The 11,821-nt window shown below is 40.1% G+C and carries 9 protein-coding genes; 1 reads left to right on the forward strand and 8 read right to left on the reverse strand.

The genetic code is table 11. The features are described from left to right. The first annotated feature begins 20 nt into the window (after positions 1-20). Positions 21-257, forward strand: a complete 237-nt coding sequence (locus DESACI_RS20965) for a YtxH domain-containing protein (protein ID WP_014829226.1) — start codon at positions 21-23, stop codon at positions 255-257. A 48-nt stretch (positions 258-305) separates the two neighbouring features. Here the strand turns inward: DESACI_RS20965 and DESACI_RS20970 are convergent, their stop codons facing one another. The 8 genes from DESACI_RS20970 to DESACI_RS21005 all read right to left on the reverse strand — a co-directional run bounded on the left by DESACI_RS20970 (position 306) and on the right by DESACI_RS21005 (position 11,767). Then, positions 306-650: a hypothetical protein gene (locus DESACI_RS20970; protein WP_014829227.1), complete on the reverse strand. Its 345-nt coding sequence runs from the start codon at positions 648-650 to the stop codon at positions 306-308. A gap of 48 nt (positions 651-698) precedes the next feature. Then, positions 699-2,351 (reverse strand): S41 family peptidase, encoded by a 1,653-nt coding sequence (locus tag DESACI_RS20975; RefSeq protein WP_014829228.1) that lies wholly within the window; start codon positions 2,349-2,351, stop codon positions 699-701. A 229-nt stretch (positions 2,352-2,580) separates the two neighbouring features. Beyond that, the gene (gene cshA, locus DESACI_RS20980; RefSeq protein ID WP_014829229.1) at positions 2,581-4,047 is read right to left on the reverse strand and encodes a degradosome RNA helicase CshA; all 1,467 of its coding nucleotides are present in this window, start codon (positions 4,045-4,047) and stop codon (positions 2,581-2,583) included. Positions 4,048-4,363: 316 nt separating this feature from the next. Then, a complete protein-coding gene (cysC, locus tag DESACI_RS20985) occupies positions 4,364-5,032 on the reverse strand; it encodes an adenylyl-sulfate kinase (RefSeq protein WP_014829230.1) in 669 nt (222 codons plus the stop codon). A gap of 294 nt (positions 5,033-5,326) precedes the next feature. Next, the gene (locus DESACI_RS20990; protein WP_014829231.1) at positions 5,327-7,162 is read right to left on the reverse strand and encodes an O-antigen ligase family protein; all 1,836 of its coding nucleotides are present in this window, start codon (positions 7,160-7,162) and stop codon (positions 5,327-5,329) included. A gap of 58 nt (positions 7,163-7,220) precedes the next feature. Further along, on the reverse strand, positions 7,221-8,594 hold the full coding sequence (locus tag DESACI_RS20995; RefSeq protein WP_014829232.1) for a sugar phosphate nucleotidyltransferase: 1,374 nt from the start codon (positions 8,592-8,594) through the stop codon (positions 7,221-7,223). Positions 8,595-8,665: 71 nt separating this feature from the next. Continuing rightward, a complete protein-coding gene (locus DESACI_RS21000) occupies positions 8,666-9,832 on the reverse strand; it encodes a glycosyltransferase (protein WP_242833098.1) in 1,167 nt (388 codons plus the stop codon). Positions 9,833-10,096: 264 nt separating this feature from the next. Further along, the gene (locus tag DESACI_RS21005) at positions 10,097-11,767 is read right to left on the reverse strand and encodes a Wzt carbohydrate-binding domain-containing protein (protein WP_014829234.1); all 1,671 of its coding nucleotides are present in this window, start codon (positions 11,765-11,767) and stop codon (positions 10,097-10,099) included. Positions 11,768-11,821 lie beyond the last annotated feature (54 nt).

Raw genomic sequence — 11,821 nt, forward strand, 5'->3', positions numbered from 1 at the left:
CTATGGAAGGAGAAATCTTCATGGCTAACCAAAAATCTGGGTTGAATAGGACAACTGTAGGTACCATAGTTTTAGCTGCACTCGTTGGAGGATTTGCCGGAGTTTTGGCCGGCTTATTGTTTGCACCACAACGGGGAAAAGATTTGCGCCATTCACTGAGAAATAATCTTAAGAACAGAAATCAAGATTCAGAGAATTTATCACAGGCAAGAAGGCCCGGGTACATAACACTTAATTATCCCAAAGTTACTAATTAAAGATTTTCGCGTCTGACATTCATTAGTCCCTGCTGCCTTAGAGGGCAATTATGGGGCTTCTTTTTTTCTTCCGCGAAAGTCCTGCCAAACGCTTATAATTTGCTTAATAGATTCCAAAACGCTTGTCACGAGATGCAGCGGATTCTTCCTAAAAGCATCTATGCCAACTGCAACCTCGGTAACCGTCTCAGTTACTTGTTCGGTCGTATTTCTTACTAGACCGGTCATCACTTTTACGTCGTCAAGCATAGAAGGCATATACATATTAAAATCATGTACTGTATGCCTAACCTCATCTGTAAGTTTCCGGATCGAGTGAATCCAGATTATTAATTCTATGCCCAGCATCCCTAAGATAATCGTAGCTACAAGTGCACATACTTCATAAATCATAGATTCACCCCTACTAATCCGTAACTTCCTCACATTCGGCTATTATAATTACTTTCTGTCAGAACCCCAAATCGCCAATCCATAATCTGTTGCAGAAGGGTCGTTAAACATTCTTTCACCTACAACTTTCGGAGTTATCAAGGATTGAATCTTAACCTTTCCTTCTGTTTCGGACGCATTGATTGTATTAATAATTGTTATAGTTCCTTTGTTCAATGTCTTACCGGAGGCATCCAGGATAGAGGGATGGACAACCAACCAATAGGTCGTTCCCGGGGATAAAGCTTTCTCCGGAATGACCTGAACATCGGAGGAACCCAGCATATTGAACTTAGTAGGAACCCTCTCCCCGTTCAAACTATTAATTAACTCGATATTTAAATCGTTCACTGTCTGCTGGTTAATCACCCCATCGAAATGAATCTCAAATTTCCTATCCAGGGAAACCCCTGACAATTCATTGACTTTCTGATAATCAGGATAGAACAAGGAATATGGTTCCTGATTTGTTTCAGATGTCGACGAGTTTGAAAGTTCACTCCATGCTTGCCAATAATCCGTAGTTCTGGCTTTTATCAGCTCATCCGTTTTATCTGACAGCATAAGTTCCGCCGCTTTTAGGGAGTCCGCCTTTTCTATTTCTACGTCAGGAGTAATCCCAACTTTGTTGATCTCATGACCGAAAGCAGAGTAGAAATGATCAACAGTCATTTTTAAAACACCGCCATTAGAAAGAGGAAAGATATCCTGGGCTGTACCCTTACCATACGTCGTTGTCCCAACAATAGTTGCCTTACGGTAATCTTTAACCGCGCTGGTCAGCACTTCCGAGGCACTTGCACTATTCCCGTTGGTCAGAAAAACTATAGGTTTGTTTAATGTAAACGGCTGCGGCGGGGCTTGATACAAGTGAAGAATCCCGGAACGGTCTTTCACTTGGATCGTAACGTCCGGCCCGATGAAGAAGCCGGCAAGAGAAAGCGCTGAAGTTAAGTATCCGCCGCCATTATCCCGTAAATCAACGATCCAAGCGTTAACATGTTGGCTATTTAATTTGATCACTGTGCTGGCAAATTCCAGCGGCGTCTCCTCACCAAACGTTGATATATCAACATAACCGATATGTCCATCCAAAACGGAACCTGTCACAGTGGGTTCGGTGATAGCTCGGCGAGTCACCGTAAAATCCTTGGACTCAGACCCGCGTTGTACATTGATCTTTACTGTGCTGCCTTCCGGTCCTCTCAAGATGTTTACAGCCTGATCGGTGGATAATCCGGCCAAAGATTGCCCATCCGCGCTAAGAAGCATATCTCCGGCCTTTAACCCGACTTCATCTGCGGGTGAGCCGGAAACTACTGAAACCACCTTAATGCCCTCGGGAAGTACTTGAATATGTATTCCGATGCCCGTAAAGCTGTTGTTTACACTTCCTTCAAAATCTTTATATTGCTGCGGAGTAAAATAAACAGTGTGCGGATCCCCAAGGCGCTTTAGCATTTCATCGATGGTGGGAGCGTTCAAAACATCGGGTGAAACCGGATCCACATACTTGTTCTGCAGTAAGGATCGGACTTCAGACACCGGATCATTTGATGAAGCCCAAACCGAAGTCGAAGTGCTCAAAATTAAAATCAATGAGAGCATAACATTTGCGAAGATTTTCCCAAAAACTCTCCTCTGGAAAACACTTTTTAACATAATTATTCTGTCTCCCTCCAATATATAAGAGAACACTATCCCTGAATTATTCGACACATAATTTAATTTACCTTCTAAAATAAAAAAAGCACTAGTGAAATTTATAACATAATCAAAAAATACTTTTATTATCAAAAAACAGAAAAGGCCATAAATACGGCCTTTTCTGAAGCCCTTAAAAATATTTTATAAAACTATACCATTTATGGAACAAATTACACTAGTCGTTTTAGACTAAGCCTTTTCCTCTTGAAGCACCCGCTGTTCCAATTCGTCCATCATGGCTTCTTCTTCTTGACCAAGTATCCGTTCTCTGATTATAGTTTTTCTTGGGGACCCCACCTTGACGACCTCTCGGATTACCCATACCCTTCACGCGAATCGGCGCAGTCTCTGTTAAACGCACCTCGACGTTTTCCGGTTCTTTAGTAATAACTTTCAAGGCTGCCGACAGCAGCGTTACAGAATCATTTTCGGCGAGCAGCTCTTCTGCTAGTCCCTTATATTTCTCAATGTCCTCCTCAGCAATGACTCTTAATATTTCATTCATTGTTAACCGTTGCTGACCCTGAACCGCTTCAACGATCGTTGGAATCGGCTTTCTCAAGACTCTACGCTTAATGACAGACTCAATAAGTCTTAACATTCCCATCTCGCGTGGTGTTACAAAGGTAATAGCAAGACCCGTCTTTCCGGCACGACCTGTTCTGCCAACCCGATGGACATAGCTTTCTGTATCCTGGGGAATGTCAAAGTTAAAAACATGAGTCACTCCGCTGATATCAAGTCCTCTCGCCGCAACATCGGTAGCTACCAAGACGTCGATCGTTCCATCTTTAAATTGTCTTAAAACACTATCCCTCTTACTTTGGGTAAGATCACCGTGAATACCTTCAGCAGAATAGCCACGTTTATTTAACCCCTCTGAAAGTTCGTCCACCCTTCGCTTCGTGCGAGCAAAAACTATGGACAACTCCGGTGATTGAATATCCAAAAGTCTTGTTAAGACATCAAATTTTAACTTTTCCGGAACTTCAATATAATGCTGTTCGATATCAGAAACCGTTACACCTGTTGCTTTAATTTGAATGAATTCAGGCTCTTTCATGAACCGTTGGGCAATATTCTGAATCTGCTTGGGCATGGTCGCTGAGAAGAGGAGAGTTTGACGAATCTCCGGAATTTCCTTTAGTATCGTCTCTATATCCTCCAAAAAGCCCATATTTAACATCTCATCGGCTTCATCTAAAACAACAATCTTTATTTCGTTCAGACGAATTGTTCTTCTCCGCATGTGATCCATTAATCGTCCCGGAGTTGCCACAATAATATGAGGCCTCTTTCTCAGGGCGCGAATCTGCCAGTCAATATTTTGCCCCCCATAAATTGGCAAGGAATGAATCCCTTTAAACTGGCCAATTTTGTTTAACTCCTCTGCGACTTGAACCGCTAATTCCCTGGTAGGAGCCAATACTATCCCCTGAATTTGTTCTGATTGCTCAGCAAATCTTTCTATGAGTGGTATTCCATAAGCCGCTGTCTTACCTGTCCCTGTCTGAGCCTGTCCGATCAAATCCCGACCCTGCAAAGCTATGGGTATAGTCATTTCTTGAATGGGTGTAGTTTCTTCAAACCCCATATTGACAATAGAGCGGATAATCGTTTCACTTAGTCCTAAATCTGTAAAAGATGCCAAAGTTTTAATCTCCTTTTTTTGTGTATACTATTAAATTTCCCAAATATGCTTCTGTCTATAACTGAATATCATTTATCTGTTCCTAATTAAATTTTAGAAGGAAAAATATTATAGACTTATTTGCATCTAAAGGTAAGGATTAAAATAATATTATATTATAAAAGTTCTAGGTTCACAATAGTCACTTTACGGAATAGGATATAATTTCGCATGCACGCCTTCCTATTAATTTCGTATTAATTTTGCTGATTAAATGATGATCCAGCTTAAATTTCTGCCACCCACTATTGCAAAACCAAACTCGCGAGTTAAATACTTAATAAAATTCTCGTTTCTTTAATTTAATAAGAATTCGTTCAATAGCTGCTTCAACTTCTTCTTTATCAGTAGCTACAATTAAATCGGGATTTTCGGGAATTTCATAAGGATCAGACACCCCAGTAAACTCGAGAATCTCACCTCGTCGAGCTTTTGCATACAAGCCCTTTGGATCCCTTTTTTCGCATTCTTCTAGGGCGCAATCGACAAAAACTTCGAAGAAATCGCTCTTACCAATGATATCCCTAGCGGCACATCTATCTGTGTCATAGGGAGATATAAAGGCCGTGAGGACTACAATCCCTGCATCCACAAATAGCTTGGCTACCTCTGCAATCCGTCTGATATTTTCCGTTCGATCAATCCTTCGAAACCCTAGATCTCTATTTAGCCCTTGACGTACATTATCTCCATCCATAAGATATGTTCTTATTCCCATTGCATACAATTGCTTTTCTAAAGCATTCGCTAAAGTCGATTTTCCTGATCCCGATAACCCTGTAAACCAAATAACTCCGCCACGATGACCGTTTAATTTTTCTCTGTCATGCCGTATGATAGACATTTTTTGCCATCTAAGATTACGATCCTCAAATAATTCTTTATGATTAGCGTCCTCGGCAATCTCGTAATGGTCACAAATAGTTTGCTCTCTTTCTGATCTCATTATTACGCTCCATTTATATGCTTCGTCGCAGCTTTTGTATAACCTTCCTCTTACTACAAAGATCACCTGACCGAAACGCTTCTGCGAATGGATTACTCGCAGCGCCTTTTGTCATAAAAAAACCTCCTGTCATGTATTCTTTATTGTTAACAGAATACCAAGGCAGAAGGTTTTTATACAACGATATTTTATCCACCACTTATTCTTCACCTTAAAAGTGAGGGACTCTGTTTCTATGTTTTTTAGTATTTTCTTATTGCCAATAATCTATTAATAATAAAATGGCTCGCACAATTACTTAACTGCAACTTTTCGAGACTTCAAATTTTTCTGTTCTAACATATAATTAATACTGATCCCCAAACCTAAAAGAATCCAAAATACCGGCGCTACTGAAACGACACTATCGTTAAAGAAGGCTGCCCCAAGATAACCGCATACTGCAACAAAAACTCCCACTCCAGCTCTCGATGCGAAATCCTCATAATCGTTTCTAAAGTAAAGCTTTGCGCTTCTAATAATATAAAAAATAAATATGGAGAGAAGTGCTAGAAGAGAAATGATTCCAGTATTAATACCAACCTGCAGATAGAAGTCGTGAGGTTTATCTACAAGTTGCCACATATCTCCAAAATAAGCATAGAATTTACCGACGAAATCATTTTGAGGAAAATAAGCGGCAAAAGTATCCGGCCCATGACCGATAAATATGGTGTCTTTCAGTAAAGGAATCGATCTGGACCAAATATATCCCCGTGAAGATCCTAACAGTTCTTTACCTTGAAACCCCCATCTTGCAACAGGCTGAATGTTTACAACCCGTCCTCTGCTATCAAGTAGGGAAATCTTACTATTTCCAAGACTAAAATTCAGTTTAAGAATGCCTTTTACTATTTGAAGTTCAGACATATTATTATATTTGCCAGCTGTAATCTGATAATCTTTGTACAGATTATCCTGCAGCTGAATTTTTCCTGTACTTTTATCCGCTTGGAAAGGGATCGGGTGATTATCTTTGTCCTGAAAGGTAATATTACTTCCATTAAGTTCGAATTTAAGCGTCTCAGTTGAGGTCACTAATGTTGCCTGGTTCCCTTTAATATCTAGGCCTTGCAGGAGTGACTTCGATTGACCACCGTCATTTCCGGAACCTCCCGAAATATTGACAACATCAGAAATTAAATTGTGCATACGTGAACTTAAATCCTTCGAAATTGAATTTAAACCAACCAAAATTAGACATAAGATAACAATACCACCTATGAAATACTTCCAGTTTTTGATTATGTAGCGATTCATCATAATCATTAAAATTACAAGTGCTAAAACGCCACCCAAGATACCCGCCCGGGAAGTACATCCTAGCCAGTTTACAGCCATTAGAAGTGAAAAAGCAGCTATGAGGACTTTCATCCAACCTCTTTTGGTTAACAAAAACATGGTAAACGATAATGGAAAAAGCATAGCCATATAGCTTCCAACATAGTCAAGATGGTAAAGCGTAGCATAAATCATACCCTTGGAAAATTGAAACTGCAATTTATCCGCAATTTGTTTATACGCCGCTGGCAAGATAAGGTTTTTGCCAAAAGCTGATTTGAAGAAATCATATCCCAGGTATTGAAAAACGCCAATGATGCCGATAATCAGAGCTCCGGTAAACAGGGCTCCGATTAGTACTTTTAGATTCTCCTCATTATTTACAAGGTTAATTGTTACGAACAAAATAACCATATAGGCCAAGAGTATGTACATACCTTCATAACGATCGGGAAAACCCGTTAGGGAGATATCCGTATACTGAGAAAACTCCGTAGAAAGAATTACAAAGAAGGCATAGATAGCCATTGGAATATAATAGACACTGATCTTTATCTTGTCTAAACCATAGGACATTGAGAATAATGCCAGACTAAGGATTGAAATGATACAGCATATAATAATAGATACCATTTTGTAGTAAGAAAAGAAATCCAAATTTTCCTTTTGTCCAGTCCAAAATTCAAAGGACGCACCGGATAAAGGAACAACTTTAAGATAAACAATTAGAGGTACAACTGATAATAAGAATATTAACGGCACCAATAAATACCAGTTGTAATCTGGTACACGGCCTTCCCTCTTTTCCATAAACGTTTCTCCTTTTTAATTCTCGCACTTTATAGAAATCATTTTTGTTATTATAACATTACTCAGCCCATTTACAATGTTCTTCAACGTCTTCCCAGGTCATAAAAACTCGGACAATATCTTCTTCTACAAGATTACTTCCCATTTGGACCTCAATAAACTCTAACTCAGTGATGGCGCGAAGTCCATGCTTAGAGCCAACTGGGATATTTAAAACGTCCCCAGGCTTAACTCTATAAACTACTCCCTCAAAAGCATAAAGTCCTTCACCACTTATTATTGTCCAGACTTCACTTCGCTGGTTATGATATTGGTAACTAAAGTTTTTCCCTGCCATTAAGCTAAGTCTCTTGGTTAAAACTTCGTTGCCATTCTCAAATACCACCCGATCCAACACACGATACCATCCCCAACGTCGTTCTTCATACATCGGACGCAGGTCAAATTTACCCACTATCTCTTTAATGGACGGACTAGACTCTTTGTCCGTGACTAAAATTCCATCTGGGCTCACTGCCACTACGGCATCTGAAATACCAAGGACAACGACCGGAATGTCTAGCTCATTGATAACATGGGTATTGTGCGCATCTTCACTCAAAATTGCGTTGCCCAACAATCCATTTGGCATCTCTTCGGTTAAGGTATTCCATGTTCCTAAGTCCTTCCAATCTCCGTCGTATCTTAGAACAACAATATGTTTAGCTTTTTCCACTACTTCGTAGTCGAAACTAATTTTAGGCAGTTCACTATAGCGATGCAGCAACTCTTCATACTTTGTTGGAAAACCTTTTTGAGTAAGATGGGAAATTATGTAGTCGAGTTTGAAAGCAAATACTCCGCAATTCCAGAGAGCCTGTTGCGCCATAAGCCTCTCGGCATCTGTTTTATTAGGCTTTTCTCTAAAATAACTTACTCGAGAATAAAACTTTGTTTCCTGATCTGTTTCAGGAACGATATAACCATATTTCTCCGATGGAAACGATGGTGATACTCCAATGAGAGCCAAATCAGCGTTTGATTCTGTTAGTACCTGTTCCAATTCTTTAAGTTTATTGAAAAAATCTGCTTCTACGTGAGGATCAACTGGTAAGACAACTATTGTCTCATCCAATCCCGTCTTTTCCTCTGAGTAAAGATACGAAGCAGCTAACGCAATTGCGGAAAACGTGTCTCTGCGCTCTGGTTCCACAATCGTTGTTACGTTTTGGCCTAATTGACGTTGAATCATATCCACTTGGGCTTTACTGGTGGCAACCAAAGAAGAATGAGCAATACCCACCGATTCCATCTGTTCCCAAACTCTTTGAACCATAGAAACGGGTTCTCCCTGCTCATTTTTTAATACTTTCAAAAATTGTTTAGATCTTGCATCATTTGATAAAGGCCAGAGTCGTTTGCCGGAACCACCCGAAAGTAAAATTAGCTTCATTGTCTTTTAAACACTCCTTAAATTCTTATAAATCATGTAATTATAACGAACAAGTTCAATTGGATACTGGGTTAGACAAAACCAAAATCCTTCAATGCACCTAAAAATGCCTTTTTGAAATTTTCTTTGCTAAATTTCTCTGCACTACTCCTTAGCAACGAAGGTTCAAAATTACCGTTCCCGCTCAATTCCTCAAAGCGTAAAATTCCTGCCATCATACCATTGACAGTTTGCTCATTAAATAATACACCTGTTACCCCATCTTCGACAATATCAATTGCTCCTCCCTGAGCATAAGCAATCACGGGACAACCGGATGCTAACGCTTCAACCATGGTTAGACCGAAATCCTCTTCTCCGGGAAATAGAAAGGCACGAGCACGAGCTAAGTAATCCGCAACAACCTGGTCACTCTGACGACCCATAAATTTAACCAATTTACCATTGCTGCGGTCTATCCTCTTCAGGTGATTTTGCTCTTCTCCATTTCCAATCACAACTAATTGCCGTTCTAAACGATTGCATGCCTCGATCGCTAATTCAACCCTTTTATACCCTACTAATCTGGAAACGACAAGGTAAAAATCCTCTCTAATACAAGTAGAGTTAAACCGATGAATATCTACAGGAGGATATATTACTTTTGATTCTCGCCTATAATGCTTTCTTATGCGATCTTGTACTTCATGTGATATAGCAATAAAATGATCAACTCGATCAGCACTTAGGCGATCCCACAAACGTATCTTATGCATTAACCAGGTTGCCAGCCAACGTTTTGGACCCTTCAATGATCTCATATATAAGTGATATGAATCCCAAGCGTATCGCATCGGTGTATAGCAACAACAAACATGAAACGTGTCATTCCCCGTAATTACCCCTTTTGCACAAGAAGAAGAACTACTAATAACCAAGTCATAATTACTTAGATCAAATTGTTCAAAGGCATAAGGCATTAAGGGCAGCAAATACTGGTGTTTACGCATGAACTTAGGTAATCGTTGCAAAAAAGATGGATGCACATCAGCCTTCGCCAGGCTAGGAACTAGATTAGCGGGTTCATATAAGGTTGTATATACTGGGGCATCTGGGAAAATTTCTAGAAGTATACTTACTACTTGTTCGGAGCCACCCATGTTGGTCAACCACTCGTGAATAATGGCTACCTTAGGTTGAGAACTTTCACTAACTACTTTGACCCCTAATTTAGCGTTATTAACCATCCTGTCCCCCAAGTTATCAGTCTCCTTTGGAGACTTGCATCTATGTTTTTATAATAAAATTAAGTAATTTGGGAATGGAATAATTTATAATAACCCATTTGGTTGTAATTCCATCCTGTAATATTTTTCTAGGTAATACCCAGATTAAATGAATCACATTTCGCAGGTCGATAAATATCAGAAACTTCACCCAACATTAGGTTTCTTTCCAATGTCCCAGTTCCACCTCCAGTTCCTTGGAGGGTAACCATTGCCCGTTTGCGAATTATGGATATTTTATCCTGTTACTTTCACTCTGCACTCAGCAAACATATGCCCCGGGAACTGATCAAACCAAAAAACCATCTCCTGCACTAGTGTTATTCGAAGAACATACTCACCTATACTATGAGGACTGTGTACATTAAGCCCGTAGGTATCTGTGCTCTGTGCGCTAAGTGGTCGAAGTAATAGTGATCGGTCTCCTTCAAAAACAACAGATTCGCCTCCAGAAACACTATACCAATGATACGACAGATAAACTGGATTGGGCGGAAAGCTTGCCAGATTATATACTGATTCATTCGTAACACTCACCAAAGCAGTAAACCGAGTGTTGCATAATATCTCCGACACAACTTTCTCAATCTTTATGGAGACACCTGATGACATTTCCATCGGCAATGGCAAGCTCAGATCCGCACTCTCATAGGAAATCTTAGGATAAAGCCCCGTAATTCCTTCAAAGAATGTTCGCTTAAACCCACTGATATAAAAGCTACAGGCCCGTTCTTTCCAGTGATAAACGGTTTCTCCAAGATTTTCTCCAGTATGCAGGGCCACAGTCAAATGGTAGTGTCCTTCACCAAGATCCATTTTCTGACTGAAGATAACGCATATAACCTGCCCTTGATGAACAGATATATGGTGAGCCAGATGATAACTGTTCGTTCCGAAGACAATTTGTCCATAATCATCCTTAATACAGATACCAACAATAAGGTTCATTTCGTCAATATATGAATACATAATGATGCGGATCAGCGCAGTTTCACCCGATGAAATGCGAGAATAATAAGTCTCCGTCCCGCTGACATCCACTGCCAGAATTTCTACTTCGCGAGAGCCAGTATCGCCTTCTTTTAAATTACAATCCCGAGTATTCTCTTTTCTTTCCAATTGTTGAACTGACGGATGAATCTGAATGGTTTTCTCTGTATTTGCCTGAAGCTCCCATCTCCTGCGCTCGATGCATTCGCCCAAAAGTTGGCGCTTCTTCTGTTTATAAAGTTTCAATCCATAAGAATATAGCTCCATATCTAGGCTTGAGATCTCCTGGATCCTCTGTACTAACTGACCATCTATCTCTTCTATCTTTGGACGACTGGCTGTGACGTTGTTTCTCGGTATCCGTTCCACTAACGGCCAGCAACAATCTAAACTGAGAAAATCAAGTGAATCGGACATATCTTCTGTGATACCAACAAAGTCCAAACTTGTCAAGTTTTCCTTGGCTAGATCTAACCGTTCAGCCAGAGACGTGGACCTCTTAGTCGTAAGTCCACCAGTCAGATACCAAGTTTGGACATTGCGGAGGTGTTTATACTCTTCCGAATCCAAAAGCCAATTGATATAAGTGGCCAAATCCATGCTTTTGGCCATCTTAACAGATAGATCACGTTGAACCTCTTCTGTCTGACGATAGAAGTAGTACATCGATAAAAAGCGTTCTAGCGGTTGCCGTAAGAAGGTCAAACGATAACGTTCTTGCTCGAAATACGTCTGCATCTGATCATAGGTCAAATGACCGCCCACCATTGCAAATGATCGAATCGCTTCAGCTCTTTGTTTACCAATATTAACATCCCTAACCTGATAAACCTGCTCTTCCCCCAAGATATTACGGAAAAATGTGAAAAGAGATGTTCCTGCCGTTTTCGGGATGTGAAGAAAGAAGTATTTATTCATTAGCTGTGTTCTCCACTGTTCTATAATAAAAATATTTCTTTAACTTACCGTGGT

The organism is Desulfosporosinus acidiphilus SJ4 (assembly GCF_000255115.2).
Lineage (GTDB): Bacteria > Bacillota > Desulfitobacteriia > Desulfitobacteriales > Desulfitobacteriaceae > Desulfosporosinus > Desulfosporosinus acidiphilus.

Coding starts and splice junctions, on each gene's coding strand:
- DESACI_RS20970 (WP_014829227.1), bottom strand. CDS start 650: ATGATTTATGAAGTATGTGCACTTGTAGCTACGATTATCTTAGGGATG.
- DESACI_RS21005 (WP_014829234.1), bottom strand. CDS start 11,767: ATGAATAAATACTTCTTTCTTCACATCCCGAAAACGGCAGGAACATCT.
- DESACI_RS20995 (WP_014829232.1), bottom strand. CDS start 8,594: ATGAAGCTAATTTTACTTTCGGGTGGTTCCGGCAAACGACTCTGGCCT.
- DESACI_RS20975 (WP_014829228.1), bottom strand. CDS start 2,351: ATGTTAAAAAGTGTTTTCCAGAGGAGAGTTTTTGGGAAAATCTTCGCA.
- cysC (WP_014829230.1), bottom strand. CDS start 5,032: ATGAGATCAGAAAGAGAGCAAACTATTTGTGACCATTACGAGATTGCC.
- DESACI_RS20990 (WP_014829231.1), bottom strand. CDS start 7,162: ATGGAAAAGAGGGAAGGCCGTGTACCAGATTACAACTGGTATTTATTG.
- DESACI_RS20965 (WP_014829226.1), top strand. CDS start 21: ATGGCTAACCAAAAATCTGGGTTGAATAGGACAACTGTAGGTACCATA.